The sequence below is a fragment of the Paenibacillus sp. FSL R5-0923 genome (assembly GCF_038009145.1).
Taxonomy (GTDB): Bacteria; Bacillota; Bacilli; order Paenibacillales; family Paenibacillaceae; genus Paenibacillus_AQ.
This window is the reverse complement of the sequence record NZ_JBBPAT010000001.1, coordinates 3,931,358-3,957,778: the sequence shown is the minus strand read 5'-3', so window position 1 is coordinate 3,957,778 and position 26,421 is coordinate 3,931,358. Positions and strand designations below refer to the sequence as shown.

The 26,421-nt window shown below is 42.5% G+C and carries 28 protein-coding genes and 2 riboswitches; of the genes, 2 read left to right on the top strand and 26 right to left on the bottom strand.

Annotated elements, in window-relative coordinates; all coding sequences use genetic code 11:
• Nucleotides 1-132: 132 nt before the first annotated feature.
• The 9 genes from MKX35_RS17760 to MKX35_RS17720 form a co-directional block, all read right to left on the bottom strand.
• Nucleotides 133-1,269, bottom strand: a complete 1,137-nt coding sequence (locus MKX35_RS17760) for a zinc-dependent alcohol dehydrogenase (protein ID WP_076298854.1) — start codon at nt 1,267-1,269, stop codon at nt 133-135.
• An 81-nt stretch (nt 1,270-1,350) separates the two neighbouring features.
• The gene (locus tag MKX35_RS17755) at nt 1,351-2,169 is read right to left on the bottom strand and encodes a VanW family protein (protein WP_256716237.1); all 819 of its coding nucleotides are present in this window, start codon (nt 2,167-2,169) and stop codon (nt 1,351-1,353) included.
• Nucleotides 2,170-2,694, bottom strand: a complete 525-nt coding sequence (locus tag MKX35_RS17750; protein ID WP_042188616.1) for a cysteine hydrolase family protein — start codon at nt 2,692-2,694, stop codon at nt 2,170-2,172.
• Between the two features lie 128 nt (nt 2,695-2,822).
• Nucleotides 2,823-3,545, bottom strand: coding sequence for a 7-carboxy-7-deazaguanine synthase QueE (gene queE / locus MKX35_RS17745; protein WP_076298715.1), 723 nt, complete (start codon nt 3,543-3,545; stop codon nt 2,823-2,825).
• Nucleotides 3,538-4,020: a 6-pyruvoyl trahydropterin synthase family protein gene (locus MKX35_RS17740; RefSeq protein WP_076298716.1), complete on the bottom strand. Its 483-nt coding sequence runs from the start codon at nt 4,018-4,020 to the stop codon at nt 3,538-3,540. Before MKX35_RS17740 ends, queE begins: the two co-directional genes overlap by 8 nt.
• Nucleotides 4,020-4,682 (bottom strand): 7-cyano-7-deazaguanine synthase QueC, encoded by a 663-nt coding sequence (queC, locus tag MKX35_RS17735; protein WP_076298717.1) that lies wholly within the window; start codon nt 4,680-4,682, stop codon nt 4,020-4,022. Before queC ends, MKX35_RS17740 begins: the two co-directional genes overlap by 1 nt.
• Nucleotides 4,683-4,711: 29 nt before the next feature.
• Nucleotides 4,712-5,185: a preQ(1) synthase gene (queF, locus tag MKX35_RS17730; protein ID WP_042193989.1), complete on the bottom strand. Its 474-nt coding sequence runs from the start codon at nt 5,183-5,185 to the stop codon at nt 4,712-4,714.
• A 163-nt stretch (nt 5,186-5,348) separates the two neighbouring features.
• Nucleotides 5,349-5,392: riboswitch (PreQ1 riboswitch) on the bottom strand.
• Between the two features lie 74 nt (nt 5,393-5,466).
• A complete protein-coding gene (locus MKX35_RS17725; protein WP_076298719.1) occupies nt 5,467-6,153 on the bottom strand; it encodes an ABC transporter permease in 687 nt (228 codons plus the stop codon).
• Nucleotides 6,150-6,998 carry an ABC transporter ATP-binding protein gene (locus tag MKX35_RS17720; protein WP_076298720.1) on the bottom strand — a complete coding sequence of 283 codons (849 nt, stop codon included), beginning with the start codon at nt 6,996-6,998 and terminating at the stop codon, nt 6,150-6,152. Before MKX35_RS17720 ends, MKX35_RS17725 begins: the two co-directional genes overlap by 4 nt.
• 213 nt (nt 6,999-7,211) lie before the next feature.
• On the opposite strand from MKX35_RS17720, the gene MKX35_RS17715 reads away from it, so the two are divergent.
• Nucleotides 7,212-7,547, top strand: coding sequence for a hypothetical protein (locus tag MKX35_RS17715; RefSeq protein WP_076283600.1), 336 nt, complete (start codon nt 7,212-7,214; stop codon nt 7,545-7,547).
• A 60-nt stretch (nt 7,548-7,607) separates the two neighbouring features.
• Here the strand turns inward: MKX35_RS17715 and murB are convergent, their stop codons facing one another.
• From murB to MKX35_RS17640, 15 genes are all read right to left on the bottom strand, one after another.
• Nucleotides 7,608-8,519: a UDP-N-acetylmuramate dehydrogenase gene (murB, locus tag MKX35_RS17710; RefSeq protein ID WP_076283599.1), complete on the bottom strand. Its 912-nt coding sequence runs from the start codon at nt 8,517-8,519 to the stop codon at nt 7,608-7,610.
• Nucleotides 8,520-8,670: 151 nt separating this feature from the next.
• Nucleotides 8,671-9,471, bottom strand: a complete 801-nt coding sequence (locus MKX35_RS17705) for an ABC transporter ATP-binding protein (RefSeq protein ID WP_042188632.1) — start codon at nt 9,469-9,471, stop codon at nt 8,671-8,673.
• A gap of 75 nt (nt 9,472-9,546) precedes the next feature.
• The gene (locus MKX35_RS17700) at nt 9,547-10,581 is read right to left on the bottom strand and encodes a FecCD family ABC transporter permease (RefSeq protein WP_076283598.1); all 1,035 of its coding nucleotides are present in this window, start codon (nt 10,579-10,581) and stop codon (nt 9,547-9,549) included.
• Complete coding sequence (locus MKX35_RS17695; RefSeq protein WP_076298721.1) at nt 10,581-11,636, bottom strand: FecCD family ABC transporter permease; 1,056 nt, start codon at nt 11,634-11,636, stop codon at nt 10,581-10,583. Before MKX35_RS17695 ends, MKX35_RS17700 begins: the two co-directional genes overlap by 1 nt.
• A gap of 221 nt (nt 11,637-11,857) precedes the next feature.
• Complete coding sequence (locus MKX35_RS17690) at nt 11,858-12,865, bottom strand: ABC transporter substrate-binding protein (RefSeq protein ID WP_076283596.1); 1,008 nt, start codon at nt 12,863-12,865, stop codon at nt 11,858-11,860.
• Between the two features lie 202 nt (nt 12,866-13,067).
• Entirely contained in the window at nt 13,068-14,885 is a 1,818-nt protein-coding gene (locus MKX35_RS17685) for an APC family permease (RefSeq protein ID WP_076298722.1), read from the bottom strand.
• Between the two features lie 123 nt (nt 14,886-15,008).
• Nucleotides 15,009-15,167: riboswitch (cyclic di-AMP (ydaO/yuaA leader) on the bottom strand.
• A 197-nt stretch (nt 15,168-15,364) separates the two neighbouring features.
• On the bottom strand, nt 15,365-15,829 hold the full coding sequence (locus MKX35_RS17680) for a disulfide oxidoreductase (RefSeq protein ID WP_076298723.1): 465 nt from the start codon (nt 15,827-15,829) through the stop codon (nt 15,365-15,367).
• Nucleotides 15,826-16,578, bottom strand: a complete 753-nt coding sequence (locus MKX35_RS17675; protein WP_042188642.1) for a DsbA family protein — start codon at nt 16,576-16,578, stop codon at nt 15,826-15,828. Before MKX35_RS17675 ends, MKX35_RS17680 begins: the two co-directional genes overlap by 4 nt.
• A gap of 160 nt (nt 16,579-16,738) precedes the next feature.
• Nucleotides 16,739-18,055: a hemolysin family protein gene (locus MKX35_RS17670; protein WP_042188644.1), complete on the bottom strand. Its 1,317-nt coding sequence runs from the start codon at nt 18,053-18,055 to the stop codon at nt 16,739-16,741.
• 312 nt (nt 18,056-18,367) lie between these two features.
• Nucleotides 18,368-18,778, bottom strand: a complete 411-nt coding sequence (gene gerQ, locus MKX35_RS17665) for a spore coat protein GerQ (protein WP_371916527.1) — start codon at nt 18,776-18,778, stop codon at nt 18,368-18,370.
• A gap of 185 nt (nt 18,779-18,963) precedes the next feature.
• Complete coding sequence (locus tag MKX35_RS17660) at nt 18,964-19,395, bottom strand: cell wall hydrolase (RefSeq protein WP_042188711.1); 432 nt, start codon at nt 19,393-19,395, stop codon at nt 18,964-18,966.
• Nucleotides 19,396-19,608: 213 nt separating this feature from the next.
• Nucleotides 19,609-20,001: a DUF2500 domain-containing protein gene (locus tag MKX35_RS17655; protein ID WP_076298855.1), complete on the bottom strand. Its 393-nt coding sequence runs from the start codon at nt 19,999-20,001 to the stop codon at nt 19,609-19,611.
• A gap of 191 nt (nt 20,002-20,192) precedes the next feature.
• The gene (locus tag MKX35_RS17650; protein ID WP_179086660.1) at nt 20,193-20,369 is read right to left on the bottom strand and encodes a hypothetical protein; all 177 of its coding nucleotides are present in this window, start codon (nt 20,367-20,369) and stop codon (nt 20,193-20,195) included.
• A 241-nt stretch (nt 20,370-20,610) separates the two neighbouring features.
• A complete protein-coding gene (locus MKX35_RS17645) occupies nt 20,611-21,900 on the bottom strand; it encodes a WD40/YVTN/BNR-like repeat-containing protein (protein ID WP_081382771.1) in 1,290 nt (429 codons plus the stop codon).
• Nucleotides 21,901-21,926: 26 nt separating this feature from the next.
• Nucleotides 21,927-23,309, bottom strand: a complete 1,383-nt coding sequence (locus tag MKX35_RS17640; RefSeq protein WP_076283591.1) for an amino acid permease — start codon at nt 23,307-23,309, stop codon at nt 21,927-21,929.
• A 172-nt stretch (nt 23,310-23,481) separates the two neighbouring features.
• Between MKX35_RS17640 and MKX35_RS17635 the strand changes: the two genes are divergently transcribed.
• Nucleotides 23,482-24,405: an L-lactate dehydrogenase gene (locus MKX35_RS17635; RefSeq protein ID WP_042188714.1), complete on the top strand. Its 924-nt coding sequence runs from the start codon at nt 23,482-23,484 to the stop codon at nt 24,403-24,405.
• A gap of 90 nt (nt 24,406-24,495) precedes the next feature.
• On the opposite strand, the gene MKX35_RS17630 is transcribed toward MKX35_RS17635, so the two are convergent.
• Nucleotides 24,496-25,401: a tyrosine-type recombinase/integrase gene (locus MKX35_RS17630; RefSeq protein ID WP_076283590.1), complete on the bottom strand. Its 906-nt coding sequence runs from the start codon at nt 25,399-25,401 to the stop codon at nt 24,496-24,498.
• 63 nt (nt 25,402-25,464) lie between these two features.
• The gene (locus MKX35_RS17625) at nt 25,465-26,361 is read right to left on the bottom strand and encodes a LysR family transcriptional regulator (RefSeq protein ID WP_076298857.1); all 897 of its coding nucleotides are present in this window, start codon (nt 26,359-26,361) and stop codon (nt 25,465-25,467) included.
• Nucleotides 26,362-26,421 lie beyond the last annotated feature (60 nt).

The following is a 26,421-nucleotide window of genomic DNA, read 5'->3' as shown; positions in this document are numbered from 1 at the left end:
GTCCTTTCACTATCTTAAGTCACTTATGTTAATTTAACGCAGACCGTGAAAAAATGCATCTATTTTCATTAGATTTCACTAAAAAAAGCATAAGCAATGTCATTTCTGACGAGAGCTCATGCTTCTTAAAGGCTAAGGTTTCAGAACCACCTTGATGCAATCCTCTTTTTTCTCACTAAAAATGTCATAGCCATACTCCGCTTTACTAATTGGCAGGCGATGCGTAATGATATCTGTAGGATCAAATTTATTTTCTTTAATCATCTTATACAGCAACGGCATATAGTGAATCACTGGCGCTTGTCCCATCTTTAATGAAATGTTCCGTTCAAATAGCTGACCCAGCGGGAACATATTGTAATTAAGCCCATAAACTCCTACAAGCTGAATAGTTCCGAATTTACGTACGATATCCGAGGCCATTCTAAATGCACTGAGTGAGCCTCCCTGTAGCTTCAGAGTGGTTTCCACTTTCTCCAAAGCAGATATTTTGGCATCCAAACCTACACAGTCAATAACTACATCTGCTCCCCCATGTGTTATCTCCTTCAAATGAGCTTCAATATCCTTAATCTCTTCAAAGTTGTAAATTTCGACATTATTGGTCAGCTTCGCATGCTGCAGACGGTAGCCAATATGATCAACTGCAATTACTCTTGAGGCGCCTTTGATCCAGGCAAACTTCTGAGTAAGCAGACCAACAGGCCCGCAGCCGAGAACAATGACTGTATCCCCTGGCTTCACTCCGCCGCTTTCTACTCCCCACCAAGCAGTAGGAACAATATCAGATAAGAAAAGAATTTTCTCATCTTCCATTTCTGCATCCTCAGGAACGACAAAAGGGCCGAAATTACCATAAGGAACCCGCAGTAATTCGGCTTGCCCTCCTGCAAAGCCCCCATAAGTATCGGAATAACCCAGATATCCGCCTGTATCCTTGGCGTCATTAGCATTGTCGCATTGACTCTCCATCTCATGCTGGCAGAAGTAGCACTGACCACAGGCTACATTAAAGGGAATAATGATCCGGTCGCCTTTCTTGACCTTAGTTACGTCTGGACCGGTCTCCTCAACAATGCCCATGGGCTCATGACCAATAACATAGTCATCATGCATACCTGGAATTTCACCGTTAAAAATGTGCAGATCTGAGCCACAAATCGCTGTAGAAGTAATTCGAACGATAATGTCATCCTTTTTCTCAATCTTCGGATCAGCAACCTCTTTAACTTTCACTTTCTTCTTCCCTTGGTAGGTTAATGCTTTCATGCTGTTAAGCCGCTCCTTTGAGTATAGCATAGGATAGAACGATAACGTGTCTTCTATGTTATAACCCATTACCTTATCCTCTTATCCATGAAGAAGCGGAGAATACATCATAAGCGCATAGTTATCCGTTACAGCTTCATCTCCAACTAGGTCGCCGGTACGTGTGAATATTTTTCGACTGATCTTATTGCTACGAATATATCCGCCCCATGGTTCTAGGCTTATCCGATGATCACTTTCGTACACTTCATATTTATAAAGGGACTGCTCATCGCATCTCCATTCCCCATGCAAATGGCTGTCATCCAGCCAGAGCTTTAATTGATATGTTTGATTCGTGTTATTCTTCATTTGAAGATCCAAATAATTATAAGAACAGGTGGCCCCGCTTCCAAATGGCTGTGTACGCTGTTCATCTGGAAATACATCATAGCTGTGCCGATGCCGTTCTGTAACCGTAAGAGGTGTATGCAGTGTCATCCAGTAGATCAGATTGGACAACTGGCACAGTCCCCCGCCGACTCCAGAATGGAAGCCACCATAATGCAGCACCATCCCCTCTAGATACCCTTTTCGCTTACTGGGCTTACCGATGCTTCTCCAATAGGAAAAAGTCTCACCCGGGCGCACCATGAGCCCATCCAGCTTCGTTATCGCCAGACGTAAATTGGTTATTTTATTGTATTGAAGCACCATATCTACATTCCGTAGACTTCTTAATAACGGTGTAGCATGAGTCATCACTTCATTAGATAAAATTTCACTAGTGCGCTGCTTCGCCACCTTGCTGCGGCTAGTGCACCATTTCAAATATCTTTTCCAAATAAAATATCGCTTTCCGGCAAATAGTCTAAGTCGAGAACGCTGAATAGGTTTCATGGCAGCCTGAGGTGTACTCATCTAGAACTGAACCTCGCTTTCAGCTCGTAACTGGGCGAATCTCCCTCCGATTACTGCATTATGATGCTTAACGATCTCACTACTATTCAGTACCCCATTATCAAAGGTGCTATGAGCATCTTGTACGAGAACACTCTTATAACCCATACTGTATGCGCGTCTTATTGTCGTATCTAGGCAGAACTCACTTTGCATCCCACAAATCACCAGATTCGTGATCCCCAGCTTCTGTAGCTCCTCTTGCAGTTCGGTTCGGTGAAAAGCATCCCAAGTAGGCTTCTCCACAATAACTTCACCTTCCTGCGGTGTGATGCGGTGACTGATCTGCCATGTGGGCGTACCTTTTGTATATTCCTCATCTTCGGTGTGTTGAATATAAACTATTGGAGTACCTGCTACCCTAGCTTTGTTCTGAAGGGAAATAATTCTCTCCATTACACCCTCTTCATCGTACAGCTTTTGATCAGGATAGGAGAACATAGCTTCTTGAACATCGATAATTAATAGTGCAGTTGAATTTCCCATTTAGTACCTCCTACAACTTTTATGAAAATCATACCAGATTATGGGACATTCTATCTACCTATTTAAAGGCTTAAATCAATAAAAAAAGGGCATCTGCTGAGCAGACACCCGTTACATTTAAATACTTTTTACTTGCCACGCTTATTATGCCAGATCAATGCATGCAGCTGTGGAAGGACACGTACTCTATTCATATCAGCGTCTACGATTACTTTATTAAACAACCATTCCAGCCTTCCCAAAAGTCGAGCAGAAATGTCGCCTTCTTCAGTGACATCATCATTCCCAGGCTGCAGAAAGAGCTGCACATTGGGATATCGCTGGTGAATGTCTTTTGCATAATCAAAATCCTTATCGTCAAACACTACGACCTTCAAGCTATGCGTAGAACGACCCAGTTTCTCCATTTTACTCATGATGTTATCTAGCATTTCCCAATTCGTCGTCATTCCTGAGCTTGGGGGTTTAGGGCTAATTGTCAGCACATCCACGTCATTGAACCAATCCTGCCATTTACTCCCCTGAGTTTCTATTGCAGCTTGTATCCCTCGCTCATGTAGCAGGTTAATAAAAGTGCCCATCCCGTCACCAATCAAAGCAGGATTTCCGCCTGAAATCGTAACACAGTCGAAATTATCTCCAGCTATAGCTAAAAGTTCATTCATAATTTCATCCGAGGTCATCATTCGAACCTTATCCTTAGCAGTACCATCCCAAGTAAAAGCAGAGTCACACCAGCCACAGCGATAATCGCAGCCATAGGTGCGGACAAACATCGTCTTCACTCCAATTACCGCACCTTCGCCTTGAATAGTCGGACCGAACATTTCAATTACAGGAATCTTACTCACAGTCACAGCCTCCATATAAACGGTAGGATGGCCCTTCATCCGGAACATCTTCAGCCAGCACCTCTGCCCAGGAGGTTGGAGTCTCCCATAGCTTTACCGAGTACAAAGGCAACCCTGCTTGCTTAAGCTTGTAGGCAATATATGAAGACATATTCTCCACTGTGGTGCGGAAAGACAACAAAGCTACTTTGGAGCCCGTATTCGTTAACGTTTCTAACACAGGTTCATTTCCCATAGCAAGAAAAGCGTGATCTAAACGATCTACAAGGCTTTGTTGCACAGTCGTCTTGATATCGCTGAAGTCAATAACAAACCCTTCGTCTGAATGGCCTTCCGTAGCCTCTGGTTTGCCCTTAAGCACTACTTCGAGCTTATAAGTATGTCCGTGCAGATTGCTGCATTTCCCTTTGTGACCAATTAATTGGTGCGCCGCATCAAACGTAAATATTTTGCAGACTGAAACCTCGTTAAGCATTAAGAACCGGCCTCCATTCTCTCCGCCTCATATTGCTCAAGACCACGCTGACGCAACAGACAGGCTGGACAAGTACCGCAGCCACTGCCAATAATACCGTTGTAACAGGTCAATGTGTGTTCGCGAACATAATCAAAATAACCCAGTTCATCTGCCATATTCCATGTTTCTTTTTTATCCAGCCACATCAATGGAGTGTGTATCGCAAACTCATAGTCCATAGATAAATTCAGCGTAACATTCAATGATTTCACAAATACATCACGGCAGTCCGGATACCCGCTAAAGTCCGTTTGGCAGACACCAGTGACGATATGGGAGTAACCCAATTGTTTAGCTAATATTGCGGAAAAAGACAAAAATAACAGATTCCGTCCGTCAACAAATGTACTAGGAAGCTCATCACCTTCGCCAGCAACGATATCAATATCCTGGCGGGTTAGTGCATTTGGTGCCAGCTGATTAAGCAGCCCAAGATCAAGGATATGCTGTTTTACATTAAACTTAGCTGCTATTTCTGTAGCAACTTCGATTTCAGCCGCATGACGCTGATTATAATTAAAGGTAACTACCTGCACTTCCTCAAACTGCTTCAATGCCCAAACCAGGCAAGTGGTGCTATCTTGTCCGCCGCTAAATACGACGAGTGCTTTTTTGTTCATCTTAATCTCTCCTTATCAACTTGTTGGGATTAGCGGTTATCCACTTTTTCCGGATAGAGGTCGTGATTCATTAAGCGGTGCTCCGCCATCGCCTCATACTTCGTACCCGGTCTTCCATAGTTGCAATAAGGATCAATAGATATGCCTCCACGCGGAGTGAACTTGCCCCATACCTCAATATATCGTGGGTCCATCAGTGAGATCAGATCATTCATAATAATGTTGACGCAGTCCTCATGAAAGTCACCGTGGTTACGGAAGCTAAACAGATACAGCTTTAATGATTTAGATTCCACCATTTTCTGTTCAGGAATATACGAAATATACAGTGTGGCAAAATCCGGCTGGCCTGTAACAGGACATAAGCTAGTAAACTCAGGGCAGTTGAATTTAACAAAATAATCACGCCCTGGATGCTTGTTATCAAACACCTCAAGAATAGCTGGATCATAACCAAACTTGTACTGCGTTCCCTGATTACCAAGTAAAGTGACTTCTTGCATTTCCTCTTTCAATCTTCCTTCTGACACGACAAAAAACCCCTCTCTTTTCCTTCGGCCTTGGCCGGTAATGGAAAGAAGAACGAGATTTCGAAAACTTTGCTCCACTAAGAAGAAACGGAAGCAACGTCCGGGTTAAGGACTGCATCCGCTTATAAGATTTAATATACTCTTAGTTTTTTATAGAGGGAGTTCGCGAACCTCTCCTGCACAATCCGTGCAGACTTCTTCTTCATGCATATTGCGTCTTGAACTATACCACGGTAATTTGCTTCTGACAAGTTCTACGCTTTGCCCGTCTTCCAAATCCAGAGCGAAAGCACCACAATCCACAAGAGTAAAAGCAGGCTTTCTAGGAGCAATACTCCTTCTCCATTTAGAATACTGTTCAAATTCTGGACGATTTCAATACTTGGCAGAATAACAAAGATCGGATAGGTCCATTCTGGAAGAGCGACGTACACAGAAGCTACTAAGAAAAAAACAACCATAAATGCGGAGCTGATGGCTGAACCATTTTTGGAGGAACTTACCTTTAAACCAATGATAATTCCAACTTGCACAAAGATAATTCCACCCAATAACATATACAATAAGGAAGGGAGTAAATCCATTGTCAAACCTTGATTTAGTACATAAACAATCATCTGTGATAACAAAGAAAAAACAAGAACAGATCCAGCTTTCGCAGTAATAATCTGGCCTCTGCTTAGCGGAGTAATCAACAGCGCATCATAAGTCTTACTCTCCCGCTCCTCAATTAATCCTGGGCCGGTAATCATGATCCCAACCATCACTTGCGCAAATAATATCCATGTAGAAAGAAGCATGAAGTCCAAACCGCTCTTGTCCACTACAGTAATGATGATTTTAGCCATAAATATAGGCAAAATTATTAGAATTACAGTCGCAGGATTACCCAGTATATCCTTACTTTCATGTTTAAACAGCTTCCATATCTGATAACTCAACTTAGCTCACTTCCCGTCAGGGCAGCGAATACATCTGCCAGCGAAGCTTCTTTGCTGTGCATACTTAGAATTTGATTCGTAGACATTAACTGATAGATATGATCTTTAGTAGCTTCTTCTGCAATCGGCCAGGATTTCATAACCACTTTACCATCCTGCTGATATTTAACTTCAATTTCTGGTTTACCATAAATGGTCTTAAGTCTATGCGGTTCATCGAGTGCCACTAATGCACCAGCGTGCATGATGCCCACTCTATCGCTTAATTCCTCGGCTTCGTACATATCATGCGTCGTTAAGACAATGGTTGTGCCTTCTTCTTGAATTCTCTTGACGTGATTACGTATGAGTGAAGCTGAATTTGGATCTAACCCACTTGTAGGCTCATCTAAAAACAACACTTGAGGCTTATGTAATAATGCTCTGGCGATTAGAACACGCTGCTTCCAGCCTTTGGATAAGCTGCTTACTTTAGCTTTTTCCTTATCTAACAGCTGGAGGGTTTCCATGACTTCATTCACTCGATTTCCTGCTACCCTATACAGATCAGCGAACAGCTCCAGATTATTTCGAATAGAACTACGCATGTATAGGTTCGGAAGCTCGAAAACAACACCAATTTGAGCATGGATTTCTTTTTTATGACGTGAAATATTCATGCCATTAATTAAAATTTCTCCGCTTGTAGACTGAAGAAGCCCTGTCATCATGCGCATCGTTGTAGTCTTCCCTGCACCATTGGGACCTAGAAATCCAAAGACCTCACCTTTCTCCACCGTGAAAGTAATTCGATCAACTGCACACCTCTCCTGATAATATTTTGAGACCTCAGTTAGCTGAATCAATAACACTCCCCCCTTTTTAGAATAGTTAACTTTCTTCTATCCTTATTCTGGTTGTAGAGGATTATCTCTGTTGTTGCTATTCTGTAACATTCGCTATTCCTCAGTACCTTCCTTTGTTCAAATCCGCTCAGATGTGGCAAAAGTAAGGATTCAAATCCTAAGAAAAGGGTAACTTAAACATAATAATCTTCGAGGTAAGGGTGGGATCATCTAATGGAACAAAGTATACAGAAACTTATGGACTGGATTAACAGTCATGTGAATGAAACTATTGTAATTGAAAAGAAAGAGCTTCGTGATCTGGATAAAATTCATTTTAATCTAGAGGCTGTTGAGTTTCGGAGTGCGGAGGATGTTATCGATGATTATCTTGGGAGTGCATTAATATTAAAAGGATTTGGCAGCACTTTAAACGCCGATGGTGAGCTAGTATCGCTACCACACTCCACCTATGACTTAGCTATTGACGGGCTTCGGATTGAGGACATAAGTGATCGCAAGGCTGGAATAACTACTGAGAGAGCTAAATATACCCTTTCAGTGGATTAAGCCATATGTAATGACAGCAAAAGAGCCCACAGTAATCTGTGGGCTCTTTCTAATTAATAGTTACTCTTCCCCAATGATCTCCACTTCAGTTTCAAGCTCCACGCCGAATTTATCCTTCACAGTTGCTCTTACATGGTGAATTAGCCCAATGTAATCGCTGGCGGTTGCATTATCTGCATTTACAATAAACCCTGCATGTTTCTTGGATACCTCAGCACCACCAATTCTTGTTCCCTGCAAGCCACTCTCTTGAATTAACTGACCTGCAAACCGACCTGGAGGACGTTTAAAGACACTACCACAGGAAGGATACTCAAGCGGTTGCTTGGATTCACGCAGATAAGTAAGTTCATCCATTTTCGACTTGATAGCTAATGCATCACCAGAAGTCATAGCAAAATTGGCCTCAAGTACGATGTATTCACCGCTTGCGAACACGCTTTTTCTATAACCCCATTGCAGCTCATCCCCTTGCAGAGTCACTAATTGTCCGCTCTTAGTTATAGCCAGTGCACTATGCAGTACATCTTTAATTTCTCCGCCGTAAGCGCCTGCGTTCATGTATAACGCTCCACCAACCGTTCCTGGAATACCACAGGCGAACTCAAGACCCGTAAGCTCCATATCCAGCGCATATCTGGAAACATCAATAATCTTAGCGCCACACTCCGCATATAAGAGATTGTCTCGAATCCCCACATCCGTTAGTCCTGCCGTTTGCAGAACTATTCCACGCACACCTCCATCACGGATAATCACATTGGAGCCGTTCCCAAGTACCGTAAGGTTTATCCCATTCTGTTCTGCATATGTAACGATCTTTTGAATTTCCTCATAAGTAGCTGGTGCTGCCAAAATATCAGCTTTACCGCCCATTTTGGTATACACGTGATCTTTTAAGTTCTCATGACTCTTCACAATCCCTGCAGTCATTAGCTGCTCTAGGTCATTTTGAATTTTGTCAATATTCATGTTTCATGCTCCTTTAACCATGTATAAATGATGGTCCTTGATCTATTTTTAGTAGTGGTATCATGGATTTGTAGGCAACCACAACTGTAACAACGAACAGGCTCCCTTGTCAATGACGGGAGCCTGTTCGTTGTATGATTTTCAATTATGATTACACAGCTTTGTATGCAGCAAGCTCGTAAGGAAGGCACAGCGGCACACCGGTGCGTGGATCTGGAACAATATCTGCCTCAATTCCAAACACTTCCCGCAGTACATCTGGTGTCATAACTTCAGTAGGTGAGCCTTCACTAACCACAGTACCGGATTTAATAGCTACCATATGCTGTGCATAACGAGTAGCATGATTCAAATCATGCACGACCATGATAATGGTACGGCCTTCTTCCTCATTCAGCTTTTGCAGAAGCTGTAGAACTTCAAGCTGGTGAGCCATATCTAGAAATGTTGTTGGTTCGTCCAGGAATAGAATGTCAGTTTCTTGCGCCAATGCCATAGCGATCCAAGCACGCTGACGTTGTCCTCCAGATAAGCGGTCAATCGGACGGTCATGGAAAGGCTCCATACCTGTAACAGTGATTGCGTTAGAGATAATGCTGCGATCCTCTGCTGTCATTGTGCCAAATCCTTTTTGATGCGGGAAGCGACCATAGCTGACAAGTTCAGAGACCGTTAGTCCGTCTGGAGCCGTTGGGTTTTGCGGTAAGATCGCAAGCTGACGTGCTACCTCTTTCGTTGAAAAGTTATGGATCGATTTGCCGTCCAACATTACACTGCCGCTCTTAGGCTTCATGATCCGGGCCATTGTTTTAAGAATTGTAGATTTACCAGAACCGTTAGCGCCCACTAGTGCGGTTATTTTTCCCGTAGGGATAGTTAAGTTCAACCCTTTAACAATTGTAGCCTCTGCATACCCAATACTTAACTCTTCTGTGTTCAAACGTTCTGACATGTTAACAACTCCTTAAAAGTTTTATGGAGCTATGCTCCTAGAATGAACTACATAGTAAAACTCGCTTCGTACGCATTATGCTTTTGATTTGGCGAGTAAATATAAAAAGTAAGGTGCACCAATGATCGCAACCACGATGCCTGTTGGAACTTCTGCAGGCTGTAACACCCATCTGCCGATAGTATCAGCAGTAATCATAAGAAGCGCCCCTGTCAACGCACTAGCGGGCAATAATACCTGATGACGGGGTCCCACAAGCTTGCGGGCAAGATGTGGTGCAATTAGGCCGACAAAGCCAATTCCTCCACTTACAGCAACGCAGGAGCCGGCAAGCGCAACTGCTGTCACTAGAAGGAGAATACGCTCCTTCTCCACTCGCATTCCAAGTCCTACTGAAGTATGGTCCCCTAGATTCAATACATTAAGAATACGGGCTTTATAGAAGGCGAACGGTAACAGAATCGCTATCCAAGGTAGCAGAGCAAGGACGAATCTCCAATCGCCACCCCATATTTTCCCGGCGATCCAAGTCGCTACAAACTGATAATTATTGGGATCAAGCCGAAGTGCCAACACCAGCTGGCAAGCGTTAATTCCGGCAGCGACTGCAATCCCGATAAGGATCAACCTTGTTGGAGATAGACCATCTGCTTTTCTATAAGCAAGAACATAGATTAAAGCGGCGGTTAAGCTAGCCCCTCCAAGCGCTAAGAGCGGCAAGACAAATACCGGAGCTGCTGTTGTAGCCGGAAAAAACGAGATAAAAATGATTACCGCAAAACCAGCACCCGCACTTATGCCCAGCGTAGCCGGTTCAGCAAGTGCATTTCTTGCGAGACTTTGTAAAATACAGCCTGACACTGCAAAGCCCGCTCCAACCAACAATGAAATTACGATGCGAGGTAATCTGAAATCAAATAAAATAAGCTTTTGCTGATGAGTTCCATCACCCAGCAGTGTATGTAATACCTCCCGTGGGGATAGACGCATAAATCCTGTATTCATACTGACAATAAAAACAACAACGATCAATATGGCAAGGAGTGATAACACTGTAATAGCACGTGTACGGCGTTCATTGTCATTGGGAGAAAGGGTTGTTCTGTGCATTACAGCTCCCCCTTCCGCTTACTCGCTAAGTAAATAAAGAAAGGTACACCGATGATGGCAATTAATGCGCCTAGCGGCGTCTCATAAGGGGCATTTATCATTCTAGCGGCGATATCCGCAAAGATGATCAATAAGCTTCCAAGAACTGCCGAGCAAGGAATGATCCAGCGATAATCTACTCCAACGAAATAACGTGCTACATGTGGAATAATTAGTCCTACAAAAGCAATCGGGCCAACCATTGAGACTGCACTTCCGGCAAGAACTACTACAACAATCATACATGCCAACTGTACTAATCTTGTCCGCTGCCCCAGACCAACTGCAACTTCTCTTCCTAAGCTGAGCAAGGTGACTGACCGCGATAACATCATCGCTGCGATTAATGCCACGAACACCCAAGGGAAGATAATCTTGATCTGAGTCCAGCTTGCCCCACCCATTCCGCCAGCTAACCAGAAGGCTATATCCTGGGATAAGTTAAAAAGAATAGCTATGCCCTGACTAACAGCAACCAGTAGTGCACTAACCGCGGAACCTGCCAGCGTCAAACGTAAAGGGGTAAGGCCATTAAAAGATAGCGACCCGATTCCAAATACGATAAAAGACGCTATAGCAGCACCTATAAAACAAAACAACATAAGTGAAGTGAATGAGATCGAAGGTGCAAAAGCAAAAACTATGGCCAGCGCTACACCTGCTCCCGCATTCAAGCCTAACAGACCTGAATCCGCAAGAGGGTTCCTTGTCATCCCCTGCATGATTGCCCCTGCTACTGCGAAGCAAGCACCGACCAAAGCACCTGCTATCGCGCGTGGAAATCGCAGTTCTCTTATCACCTGATGTTTTTGTAAATCTGGATTGAAATGAAATATTGCTTCCCATACCGTAGCTAGCTTGATATCTGCCGCACCCACTGAGACCGAAAGTGCCAGTCCAAAAGCAATGGCAGCGAGTCCAAACACTAGAATACCCATTGCAGCTGCCGGTCGGGTATGTAGAGCTTTTTGTGTAGCATTTTTATTACGATGTGCGAAATCTGAGGGTGAAACCATGAGTCGTCTCCTTAATCGATAGTTACAATGGTCTATATGATAACAACAATCATTCTCATTATCGCAAAAAAAATTAGGTTGTACAATTGTAGGAGTTATTTTTCAGTAATACAGGAATGGTTTATAAAAAAATGGTGCAGATCTAAGTATCCTAAGATACTTGATCTGCACGCCCTTCCTCACCCAAATGATCAGTCTCAATCATGGTGAATTACGACTCTTTATTTCACAAAACTTTTTAACACATCGTCAATAATTTTGCCACCAGCGTTAGCACCACTGTATAGCCAACTGCTTGTTGAGCTCATTTCATGTACATTACCAGCTTTTACAGCCGGGATTCCTTTCCAAATTGCACTGTCCAGAATCTCCGAACCCTCAGTCTTATCACTATTTACAAGGATAATATGATCTGCTGTCAGCTCAGAAAGCTTCTCTAGCGAAATTGGATTCCAAGTAGCTCTTGTACCAACAGGAATTTCTGTTACTAAGTTAGGCAGCTTTACACCAAGGTCTGTATATAATACAGCACCACTGCTGCGGGTTTCGTCTACAATATAGAAGTTCTTTTGTACCAACCATAAAATCGCCACGGACTCATCTCCAATAGCTCCTTTAAGCTTTTCTTTCGCTGCAGCCGCCTTGTCTTCATAATCTTTAATGGCTTTCTCTGCTTCAGGTGTCTTGTTCAGAATTTCACCAATCTTGAGTAGCGATTTACGCCAATCTTGATTTAGCTTATCCCCAATCACATAAGTCGGTGCAATCTTATTCAGTTGGTCATAGATACCATTCTGTACAGATGACTCCGATGGGATGAGGATAAGATCCGGAGCGAAGCTGGTTACTGCCTCGAGCGGAAGATCGTAGCTGATCGTAGGAACATCCTTCAATTCAGTGGACAGATAATCTTGAATACCATTAGTCACGGACCATTGCGCTACTGGAGTCACACCTAGAGTTACCAAAGCATCCTCCAAATAAGAACCCAGTACACGCCCAGGATTAGCTGGAATCGTTACTTCATGTCCCATTGCATCCGTTAACGTCTTAGCAGCTGCAGGAGCTTCTGTAGCTTCAGCAGTAGGTGCCGTCGCTTTGTCTGTTCCTGCGTTTGAAGCGTTACCGGGATTATTATTACCGCAAGCGGATAAGAATAGCACCATCACCATTAATCCGATCATCGTTAATTTCATGCTTCCAAATCTTATTCTGTTAAACAAAAACATTAAATACCCTCCTAGTGTGTACATCCTATGTTATTCAAAGGTGTTGACTACCTCAGTCTCACTTTTAAATGATATTGATTCTCATTCTCTATGTCAACATATAAATTTTAAATTTTGTGGATTTGTAATAATTTCCTTCTTAAAAATACAAAAAAAGGCTATATTCCGAACGTTCCGGATATAGCCTCTCCTTAATGATCCATTATTTATTCAAATGATATGGGACAGTCGCAACTACAACATCTTTTGAATTCATTAGATACGAACGGATTAAAAAGCTGGTCTGATTATGAAGTACAGCTTGCCACCAATGCTTAGTTATAAACTGTGGAATCAGAATCGTGATATGATCCGTCGCTGCGGTCTTCCACTCCACTGTATCAATAAATTTCACTAACGGACGAATAATACTGCGATATCTGGAACGAAGTACAATCAGGCGTACACCCGGATTCCATTCCTCCCACCGTTGCTCCATTTTTTGAATGTCCTCTTCATCAAAGCCAACATACACGGCTACAACATTATCCGTTAGAGACTTGGCATAGCTGATGGAATGTAGTACAGCACGTGTTACACCCGCAACAGGAACAACAACCGTACTGCCTTTAATCAAAGGTTTATCTGTACTCGGGCATATACGAAGCTGATCTGCAGTGTTCAAATAGTGCTTGTGAATCCGGTGGAACACGAACATTACAGCAGGTAAGAAAATGAAAGCCATCCATACGCTTGAGAATTTAGTGATGATAAAAATAAGCGTAATCGTCAATGTAGTCAGCATACCGATGGTATTTACAACAAATCTTTTTTTCCATCCCGCTGGTTTTGTTTTAAACCAATGAACCATCATTCCTAGCTGTGACAATGTGAAAGGAATGAATACACCAACCGCATAAAGTGGAATCAAGCTTTCTGTATTTCCGTGGAATGCAGCTACAAGCACAGCAGACAGAACACCTAGAAAAATAATACCATTAGAGAAACCTAGACGGTCTCCACGAACCATAAAAGCATGTGGCATATATTTATCTTTTGCAAACATAAATGCGAGCAGCGGGAACGCTGAGTAAGCTGTATTAGCTGCCAAGAACAAAATTACTGCTGTGATACCTTGAATGAAAAAATATAAGGTTCCGCGGCCAAAGGTCGATTCAGCGATCTGTGAAACAACCGTTGCCTTTTCATCAGGCACTATGCCGTACCAATACGCCAGTAGTGTGATACCTGTAAACATAAATCCAAGTATAACCCCCATAACCATTAAGGTCTTGGCTGCGTTCTTTTCAGCTGGTGCTTTAAAGTTTGGAATGGCATTAGATACAGCCTCTACACCCGTAAGTGCCGAACAGCCAGAACTGAAGGCTTTTAATAGTAGAAACAAACTAACATTAGAAACAGCAGAGCCAATTTCAGGGACATTCGCATGTACGCCACCTGCTGCATATTTAATAATACCGGAGATAATCAACACTACAATCGACACTACAAACAAATACACTGGGATTGCGATGAATGAAGCTGATTCTGTAACTCCGCGAAGATTAATCAAAGTAAGTAAAATAATAACTGATACTGCAATAAGAACGGTGTGATTATGAAGACTTGGAAAAGCCGATGTGATCGCATCCGTCCCTGCCGACGCACTAACAGCTACGGTCAGAATGTAATCCACTAACAAAGACCCTCCTGCTAAGAGCCCTGTCGGAACACCAAGATTACTCTTGGCAACGATGTAAGCTCCGCCTCCCTGAGGATAAGCGTAAATCGTCTGCCGATAGGATAAAATCAGGATGGCCAGCAGGCCCAATACGGCTAATGCAATTGGCAGGGAATACCAGATGGCAGTAAACCCCGCAGCCACCAGTACAATCAAAATTTGTTCCGTTCCGTAGGCTACAGACGAGAGCGCATCAGAAGACAGGACAGCCAGTGCTTTAACCTTGGATAACTTTTCATGATCGAGTTCGTTCGACTTCATCGGACGCCCGATCAATAGTCGTTTTACCTTGCTTACCATGGTGGATACAGTTCCTTTCTTTGGGAGCTGAAACGGAATTTCCGCGCGCTGTTTTCATTGGTGGATTTCATAAATGCAGACACTAAAATTAGCATACGGAAATGATCCGCATGCTATGCATGGTCATTATCCCACCTTTGCTTACGAGGTTAGCTGGCGGATTCGGGCTGTGGTTTAGCCCTACGGTATAAGTCTAATCGACCCATTCCGATTCACCCCATTGGCACATATGCCAAGTTTGGTTCCCCCGTTTTTCCTAAGAAAATTCAGCGCATATTCAACTTCTCACAAGGTCTAATATTAGTCTACAAAGTGTATACAGTAAAGCGTTGAAAAAAATGAAAAAAGAATGAAAAAACATCCAGTAAGCGCAAATACGGCGTCTTATTGGATGCTCTCTTTCATTCTCTTCAATTATCCCTCTGGATCGTGTTTTTAATCACTTTTCACATTTTTTTGGATCACTTAAAGTTAAAAAATCAAAATCCTAAACTTTCCTCTGTATCTAACTCCATCACTTCTTCTTCCTTGCGTCCGTACCAAAGTAAAATGCTAATTAAAACAAAAGCGATTAATGCTAGGAAAGGAATCGTAATGAATCCAAAAAAGTTCAAGTAATCCTTATTACAAGGAACACCAATTGTACAAGGAAGCACTTTACTTAACGCAGGAATCTTCTGCTCCGCATAATGATAGATCGAGATACTGCCACCAATCAAGCTTAGTGGAAGTACATATGGGATAATCCTTTTATCCCCTCGAAAGGTTGCAATTCCCAAGAGGAATAACTGAGGATACATAAAAATTCGCTGGAACCAGCAAAGCTTACAAGGTTCATATTTCAATACTTCGCTCAGATACAAGCTACCAGCAACAGCAACTAAAGAGACGAACCAGGCCAGATACAGGCAGTTACGCTTGCAAAAAGATAGGAACTTTGTCACTTTGCCTCCACAGCTTTTGCGGCGTCGTTAATCTCAGTTGAAATCGCTTCAATGTTAAATGGATCCGCAGTCATTACTCCATTGATATAAAGGGATGGTGTAGTCGTCACCCCAGCTTCACTAGCTAACTGCATACCCTTATTCAGCTCATCTGCATACGTACGATCCTTAATATCTTTACGAAGCAGTTCGTAATCGATAGCTAACTTCTCTTTCTCCGCAAGGCTTACTAAGAAATCTTCAGTCGCCCATTCTTCGCTCTCATCACCTTGCTGAGCATATACAGCATCATAGAACTTCCAGAATTCATCATGATTCTGATGGTAAACAGATAATGCAGCAAGTGAGGCAGTTTCAGAGTCTGGACCAACGAAAGCCATATTTACAAAGTAGAGCGCTGCTTTTCCCTCGTTGACAAAATCTTGAACAATTTTCGGTTTAACTGAAGTTGCAAATTGGGAACACGCTGGACATTTTAAGTCACCAAATTCAACAATTTTAACAGGTGCATCCTCTTTACCGACTCTAGGTAGCTCACTGTAATTGAATGCTACTGGTTCTCCCGAAGTGGCATTTTTTGCGGCATCTTTCGAAGCTAACATAAACAATCCAACAAAAATGATGACTACTAAAGCTATTGAACTAATAATTAAAATTCTCGTCTTCTGCTTTTGCTGCTCCTGTTCTACCCGCCGTTTCTCTTGTTTGCTGAGCTGGGGAACGCTTGTACTTTTATTAGGTTTACTCAAGGAGAGTTCCTTTCTGTCCTCTGTGGACTAATGTAGTTTTTATCATATACATTTAAAATTATATAATTTTTAATCTCTTTTTGGCAAACAATACTGTAAAAACGCTGTAAAAAAGACACAGCGCTATAGCACTGTGTCCTAATAATTACTAATAAGTTCGTTATGCACCAGCTTCTTCAGTCAATAGCTGTAACTTCAGCAGCTTAATTCGAGAAATCCGCTTATTATCCGTTTCTTCCACAATAAACAGATGATCATCAAATTCTACAGACTGTCCTTTTTGAGGTGGATTAACCTCCAATTTAGAATACAGCCAACCGCCTATCGTATCATAATCCTCAGTATCCATATGGAGCCCCAAAAGATCATTGATCTCTTCAATAAGCATCAAGCCGTCGATGGAGTGTTCATCCTCCCCCAGCTTCTCAACACCAGGACGTTCTTCATCGAACTCATCCTGAATTTCTCCTACAATTTCCTCCATGATATCTTCCAGCGTAACCATTCCTGATGTTCCACCGTACTCATCAATCAGAATGGCGATTTGTGTCTTTGCGCGCTGCATGACTTTCAGCAGAGCACTAATCTGAATAGATTCTGGTACGGTTAGTATAGGACGAATCAATTTATTATAGCTTTGTTCACGATCCCTAATTAAGTCCTTGATATGAATGAAGCCTAGGATATGATCCTTATCACCATCACAGACTGGATAACGCGTCCTCATTCCATCAAAAGCAATCTCAAGGTTCTCTTCCGTTGAAAGATGATTATTCAGACAAATCATTTCTGTTCGAGGAATCATGATCTCACGGGCCATTGTGTCCACAAATTCAAAAATATTGTCAACCAGCGCCATTTCGGTATTATCAATAAAGCCGCTTTTATTACTTTCTTGCATGATAATACGGATTTCTTCTTCCGTATGCGCCGTTCCCAGCTCTGAAGCAGGGGATAAACGGAAGATCCGTAATAAACCACGTGCCAGCCCATTTACGATCCAAATCACTGGATACATGATCTTGTAAAACACATTCATCGGCCCAGATGTTAGCAAAAGGACAGATTCAGCCTTGTTAACTGCAATAGTCTTAGGTGCAAGTTCTCCTAGTACGATATGCAAGATAGTGATAAACATTAGAGCAATAATCAAAGATACAACATTAACAGCGGTTACTCCAAAACCTATACTTCCTAATAAGGGCCCAACAAGGTTAGCTATAGCGGGTTGCCCCAACCATCCTAGCGCAAGTGAAGCCAATGTAATACCAAGCTGACAGGCGGATAGATAACCTTCCAAGTTGCGTACGATGCTTCTCGCTTTTAAAGCTTTTTTACTACCTTCTTCAATAAGGGTATCAATTCTACCGCTTCGTACTTTCACCATTGCGTATTCGACTGAAACAAAAAATCCATTTAATAATACCAACAGAATAATAAGACCTACGTGTAATATACCGGGTAAAGGGTCGCTCAATTTATAATCCTATCCATCATTCTCCGTACGGATGGATAGGCCCACCTCCTTCGTTTTTTCAGAGTATCGGCAAGAAGCTTGCCAGTTGTTCCTTTCAGTATCAATTTCCCAATGGTTTCATCTCCAGTCTGGAATCACGTTTTTGAATATATACTTTATTATATTAATATATTGGGGCAAACCGCAAGCATGCGTGTCCTTTCGAAAAAAAATGGGTCTTTATTCCCCTTATTATTCCAAAATATCAGTATGTATAAAGAAAACCCCCTCACCGTTAAGTGTTGGGGTTCATCCAGAAATATAAGGACTTGATTAGCGACAGTTTCTTGTTGTTGGAGGATTACCGATCACTCCAGGGTACTGGTAAGTAAGGGGCTCATCAAATGTAGCATAATCAAAATAAATCATAAGTAATACAGTACGTTGACCAGTTACTGGGTCACTAATAATAATGTGGTCACGGCCCGCAGCTTCCAGCACACCCTTGTAAACTTTGGCATTCCACTCTTTGTTATTTTCATAAGTAAAATAAAATGTACCTACTTTGCCTAAATTCAGTCTGAAAATATTTTCGATATACGATTGTTCAAACTGTTGAGGTGGGTTTTGAACTACAACCCCTCCTGGTGTCATTGGACTTCCACTGCTAACTTGTGGCGGCATGCTTCCCATGCCTTGCATTCCTTGCATCCCTTGCATTCCTGTAGACATTGGCATTTGCATACCTGAAGAAGAAACACTACCAATAGTATAAGTGACGGGACGGTATGGTTGAACGATCATTTAATGAAACCTCCTAAATGTTTATCGGAGCAGTTGCTCCCTTTGGACACAAAAGAACCTTTGCACTAGCTTACTGAGAGAATTACTCATAATAATGAGTAATTCTCTTTTACACAGTTACCCTGTTAATTACCAATAAATACAGACGGACAATCTTCTCCAGTCGGAGTAAAGAAGCAATGAGCTTTAAAGCGGCCTGTGTTTTGTTGGTTATACCAGGTTGGAGGGCAATCTCCTACAGGACGGAAGAACCATAAAGCATTGGTCGCTGGCCATGTTCTTTCACCTGCAATTGCACGTTTAGCAAGACGAATGTCTGCTTCTCTTGCTCGTTGATAGAAGTAGCTTTTCTGCGGGGCTTCGAATCCTCCTGGACTTTGATAGACCATGTCATTCACATTACGAATGTTCAAAAAATCAAGGCAATTGCCAAGAATCCGGTTGACACCAACATTGCCGACCATAAGCATACCGAGATCTCCATCTTCCTCAGCTTCCGCTCTCATCAACCGCGCTAGCACCTTCACATCTTCCGAGTTCGTTTTGATGACGGCCACGCTGTCTCCTCCTTGGGGTTGCTTCGTAAACAACCTCGTTCTTAACTGCATGGTGTATTGTATGTGCATTAGCCCAAGAGGTGACAGTTCCAACCTAATTTTAAAGCCATTTGCATTCCGTTTAGTTGCTAAATAGTCCGCAAATAAAAACCATCCCTCTGCTCCGTTGAATGGAACAGAAGAATGGTTTAAGAATGAATGTATAGCTAATGACTACTCCGCTGTGGAGTATTGTGGTTGTCGCTCAAATCCGTGATATCTGGTTCCTTGATAGGTAAGCATGCCTTTATCGCCTTCTGCACTCATTCCATATTCATGGCCATCTACTTTAAATTCAATTCGACTGCCCCCATTCATTTCGTACGTTAAGTAATAGGTTGTACTCGTACGACTTGAACCATTATCTTCTTGAACCTGCTGCTGTCTTATTTCACTCCGCTTGCTGACGATACGGGCAGGGATGGTTAGCATGGGTGAGCTATTGTTCCGGCTCCATTGAAGCAAACCCCTGCCTGCTGATACTGCAAGAATACCAACCATTACAATGAGAAATATTGGCATCACTGTTCCAGAGAAATCAAACATCCATGAAAGATCCGGGCCCATTCCCATGACATTTTCCCCCTTCATACCCATTAATTCAACCCTTAACTTAACTTCAGGCACTTCTGTACATGTATATGCCTCTTCTAGTCCAGAAAGCATTAAATTAGTGAGACTTCATGCAAAAAGACCACTTCGTTTTCTTAGAAATCAAGAAATCGAGTGGTCTTTAATCATAATTTTGAGTGATCAGATTAAGCATGAACGAGGTCTAGCAATTGCTTCGTTTCGTCAGTCTCAACATTTAACATACCATTGTCTGCCCAGCATGCTCTGCATTGTTCTTCCGTTTCACACAGGTGAGCGTCATCACAGTTGTAGCAAAGTTGCAGCAGGTTTCTTGTCATATAATCTGTTTCAAAAGTTTTCATTGTAATCTCTCCTATTCGAAAGTTAAGTTTGTGAAAATTTGAACTTGTTCTATGTGTTAAATATATCACACGATCATTTAAATGTCATGTGATTTTTTTCACATCTATAAAGAAAATTTTAATTAAGTTTTTTCCTTATATTCAATCAATCAAAAACATAATGATTTAGAAGTTCATTCTTATTCAAAAAAAGCTGTTTCAAAAGTATTATCCTCTACTTTTGAAACAGCTTCACTTCACTTTACATCACACGCCAACTAATCCCACCATTTGTAGTTTGCAAGAGGAGCGAGCGTTTCTGTTCTTTTTTCTCAAGTAAAAGCCATCCCACCTCTGTGGAAATAAACTGCATCTTAATCGTCTCAGGATATTCCTCAAGCTTAGACTGCAGAACACTGCTCTCCTTAAGAGGGAGCCAAGTTTTCCCTTGGTTAGCGGTATGGTAAAGAGTATCACCAATAATGGCCCAACCAACTTGCGAATTCAGAAACGTCGGAGCGCTCTGATGATTCCCTCCGGTTGGACTCTTTAATTCAAAGGGTGTAAATTTCCAGTTATCTCCACCATTAGCGGTAAAGTAACCGTGGTAAGTAATCGTCTTATCTTTATCATTTTGGCAGCCCACAGACATCCAACCATTAGTCTTACTAATATCGAAGAACTCTGGTTTGCCAGTAATTACTCTATCACAGCTTTCCAGTTGTTCATTTACCAGAAAAGGCTGTCCTGGATTCCAACTCTGACCACCGTCCTTAGTTATAAAGATCTTAGGAAGGGCACCGGTCTGCAAAGTCACAAATCCTTCTACACGACTCTTGAAGATCATTCCAGTACTTACACCTGTGAACGGGATCGAATGATTGGGAAGGTTCGGATTATACTGTTCATTCTGCATCACTTCTTCCCATGTGGCCCCACCATCTGACGTTGAGTAAATCGCCTTGCTTTCCTTATTAGGAGTAGCGTTCGCAGAGGTCATTAGCCATCCCTGAGTTGGTGAATTGAAATAAACGGAAGATACATTATTATCATCACCTAATGAAGAGATTTTCCAGCTTTTCCCTCCATCAGTGGTTCGTAGCACTATATTCTCTGTCGTACCAAAAGCACTTCTTATAATCCAACCATGGTTAGAGTCAGTAAAAAAGATGCCTTTTCCATAGACAGGTGTGGACAGGAACTGCACATTGGGTGCAGGAGAAATATTAGCCCAGGTCGCCCCGTTATTATGGGTAACGTACAAACGAAGTTCATTTTTTGTTACACCCCATACCATGCCCTCTGTCTCACTAAGTAGATGAAAACCCGTAATTCGAGTTTGAACCTGATATTTCGGGCCACTCTCTTTGTTAGTATCGTTACTTGGTGGTGTAATCAGAGTAATCGTCTGTCCTTCTTCCGGTGCTTCTGTAGGCTGTGGCTGTGGAGAAGGCTCCGGTGGTGGTGAAGAACATGCTGAGACTATCCACGCTAAAAAAAATAGCATCATAAACATTCTTAGAGTTTTCAATCCAGCGGTTCTAGATGTCAATGCCCTCTCTCCTCTCAATTGGAATCTTATTTATGATTTAACTTACTATTACGGTAGCCGTATAGAAAATAGATCAGAAGTCCAAGACTCGTCCAAATCAGAAACCCAATCCATGTCTCACTTCCTAGATTATACATCAAATATCCGCATGTTGCCGCACTTAGCAATGGAATGAAGGGTACCCAGGGTACTCTGAACCCTCTTTTCATATTGGGATGAATAACCCGCAGGGCAATTACCCCCAAAGAAACGACAAAGAAGGCAAACAGTGTTCCAATGCTTGTTAAGTTAGCCAATCGATCCAAAGGAATAAAGCCCGTTAATACAGCTATAATGATCCCAACCATCCACGTACTACGAATAGGTGTCTGTGTTTTAGCATTGATCTTAGACAATCCTCGTGGTAAAAGACCATCACGTGAGATTGCGAATAACAGTCGGGTTTGACCGAACAGCATTACGAGCAGTACGGTGGTCATTCCCGCAATAGCTCCAACAGAGATTAGACCCGCTATCATATCTTGATTTACAACACGAAGCGCATAAGAAACGGGATCACTAACATTGAGATCCGTATACGGTATAATACCTGTTAATACAAGTGAAACTAGGATATACAATACAGAACATATAGCAAGGGATGAAATAATCCCTATAGGCAAATCGCGCTGTGGCTGCTTTACTTCTTCTGCAGCAGTCGATAACGCATCAAAACCTATGTAGGCAAAGAAGACAGTTGCCGCACCGTTTACAACACCTTGATAGCCAAAGGGTAGAAATGGAGTCCAGTTCTCTGGTTTAACATAGAAAAATCCAGTTACGATAAACAAAAGCACTACAGCTATTTTGATAACGACCATAATCGCATTAAAACGAGCAGTCTCTTTAGTTCCCCGAGTTAGTAAGTAGGAAATTAGTAAAATGATTATTACTGCTGGTAAATTAATAATGGTACCTGCTTCCGCATTATACGCCCCGGATAGTGCTGTAGGAATATGGATACCAAAGCCCTCTAAAAGTCCCTGCAAATAGCCTGACCATCCACTGCTTACTGCAGCTGCTGCAACGCCATACTCTAACACAAGGTCCCAGCCCAAAATCCAAGCGAGTAATTCTCCAAAAGCTACATAACTATAAGCATAGGCACTTCCGGAGACTGGGATGGTCGATGCAAACTCTGAATAACAAAGGGCTGACAGCACGCAGGCAAACGCGGCTAACAGGAATGAAATGACAAGGCCAGGACCAGCGTGTTCTGCTGCCGCTACTCCTGTCATTACAAAAATACCAGTACCAATAATCGCTCCTACACCTAGCATGGTTAGATCCAGCGCACCAAGTGTTTTGTTTAACTTGGTTGCGCCCGAGTTTGAAGGTGCGATTAGCGGTTTTTTGCGAAATAAATCCATTCTTACATTCTCTCCTGTCTAGTCTTGTTGTCAAATTGATTAGAGAATTTCTATTAAGTATGCCCAGAATGGGGTAATGCATTAAATAAGACCTGCTTGAAAACAATATCGTTAGCGATTATGATGGACAAGATTAAAAGCTAAAAATTTTAATTACTGAGGAGATGGAATCATGGCCCCCCCGAAACCCAATCGTGTCGTAGTCATTGGTACTGGAGCAGTTGGTACAACAACAGCCTATACATTACTTCTACGGAGACGTATGCCTGAGCTCGTACTTATTGACGTTAATCAAAAGAAAGCCCTTGGAGAAGCATTGGATATGAATCACGGCATGCCCTTTGTTGGTGGTGTGAAGCTATGGGCTGGTACATATGAAGATTGCCGGGAAGCGGATATCATCATTGTAACTGCCGGTGCATCACAAAAACCGGGTGAAACCCGGATAGATCTTCTCCGCAAAAACATTTCAATTTTCAAAGATATCGTTCAAAAAATCACCAAATATAATCAACATGCGATACTACTTATTGCTACTAATCCTGTAGATATTTTGTCATATGCCACTTTGAAAATAAGCGGTTTTGATCGCAGAAGAGTCATCGGTTCCGGAACGGTGCTGGATAGTGCACGTTTTCGCTACCTGATTGGACGCCACAAAGAAATTGATCCACGCAGTATTCATGGTCAGATTATCGGGGAACATGGAGACTCGGAACTTCCTGTTTGGAGTCTAGCGAATGTTGCCGGGATTGATCTCGGTTTTGACGAAGCAGAACAAGATGAAATATTCCAGGATACTAAGAATGCCGCTTATGAAATTATTGATGCCAAAGGCTCAACCTCTTACGCAATAGCATTAGCACTAGATCGTATTGTAGTATCCATTCTTCATAATGAAGGTTCTGTATTGAACGTATCTACTTTATTGAATAATTATAACGGAGTTTCGGATGTCTACCTTGGCGCCCCCTGCGTCGTAGATCGGTCCGGTGTACGAGAAGTACTAGATCTTCCATTAAATGAGACAGAACGAGCTCTATTCCAGAAATCTGCCGAGAAGCTTAAAGCTGAGATAGCTAAGCTAGAACTATAAGCAAATGAATACATGGGGCTCTCCCTGTTGTCATGATACATGGCCGGGGATAGCCCCTTTTTCACGAAAAGAATTGCACTTTGAATTCTATCAAATCTGGACTTGCAATTTCGACATGGCTTCTTCCTTCTCACGGCTCGTGATATGCGTGTAAACCGTTGTTGTCTGAATGGAAGAGTGCCCCAGCAGCTCCTGAACCGTCCTCAGATCCGCACCTTTTCGTAGCAGCATAGTAGCGAAGGAATGTCGTAACTTATGGCTGGAATAGGGTCGACGTTGTGCAGCAGGCACATCCCTTTGGAAACGATCGAAGGTGTCCGCAGCGATTTGCTGAATGCCACGTATGGACAGCCTGCGTCCTTTCTGTGAAATGAACATAGCTTCCTCTTTACTGCGCCAAGGATTTAATCGTTCTTCAATCGCCAGATCGAGAAAAGGTACCACATCCTCTGGAATCGGTACATTACGCCATTTACGTCCCTTACCGAACACTCGAAGGGAATGTCTTTCTACATTATAATCACTTAAATTAAGCGTGTGGACTTCCCCCACCCGAAGCCCCATATAGGACATCAGTAAAAAGACTGCTAAATTACGACCTTTGTATTTCCCATCTATAGAAGACAAAAATCGCCCCAGATCACCTTCATCTAAGTAGACCGGTTCGCGATTGATCTCAGTTTTAGATTTCTTAATCCCAGCTGCAGGATTGGTTAGAAGCAATTCCAGCTCAATTAATGCCTTAAAAAAACAGTTAATTGAGGCATGCTTCCGGTTACGGGTAGCATCACTTACTCCACGTTCACGCACTGACGTAAGAAAAGAAATAACATGTAGCTTCTTTACGGACTCTAGCTTTTTACCATTCAGACTTTCTAAAAACTGTTTTACATCCACTAAATAGGATTTCTGCGTATAGGGAGTGTAACCGGCATCCTTCATCCAGATTAAAAAAGCCTCAAGCCCCTCTTCGTAGTCTTCACTCCACTCATTCATGGCTTCGAGCCTCCCTTGTTTTCGACAATCTATTGTACCATAGAATAGCTACAAGAATTAAACTTAGCTGCTCCATTTTTCAGCATGCTTTTGTACAGCTTTTAAAAACTCTGTTAGAACAGGAGATTTCCATTTCTTATGATGATAGGCAATTTGAGTAGCCACACGCTGCGATTCATCATTCCAATTCAGCCTAGCTAACTTCCTTTCCGCTAATTCGTTGCTCACTGTAATCATTGGAATAAAAGCGATGCCTAGACCCACCATAACACATTGCTTGATCGCCTCAATACTCCAAAACTCTAACGTAGGGTCCGGAAATACCCCGTGTCTGTTTAAATGATGTTCAAATAAAGTACGGTAGCTACAACCAGTTTCCGTATGCAATATCGTTTCTCCCTTAAGATGAACCGGTTCTACCACTGGAAGATTCAATAAGGGATGATCCGGCGGAGCGATCAGGGTCATTTGTTCATGCACCAGTGTTTCTATATTCAGATCTTTATCTTCCGTCTCTGGTTGCAGTAGGAAGGCCAAATCCAATTCACCGGATCGAACTAAATCCGTTAGCTCCCAGCAGGCCCCAGGCTTCAGAAGAATTTGGACCTTTGGATATTTCACGCGAAACTCCTTGATAATGCCTGGTAAACGAAAAGCAGCCAGGGATTCAGGTGCGCCAATGCGTAAAGACCCTGTTAGCTCACTCTCGGAGCGAAGAGCATCTTGCGCTAGAGAGTGCATTCTGGAGATCTCTTGAGCGAATGGGAGCAAACGGCGGCCTGCATCGGTTAGGATGATCTTTTTACTGATCCGATCAAATAAAGGCTGACCTATTTCAGTCTCTAATGCTTGGATCTGTGCGGTAATACTGGATTGTGCATAATCAAGCTTCTGTGCAGCGCGTGTGAAGCTACCCGTCTCCACTACGACTATAAAGGTAAAAAGATGACGTGATTCCATACGTGCCCCCTGAATAATAGTTACCCATCGGAATTTCGAATGGATACTATTCAAAAAATC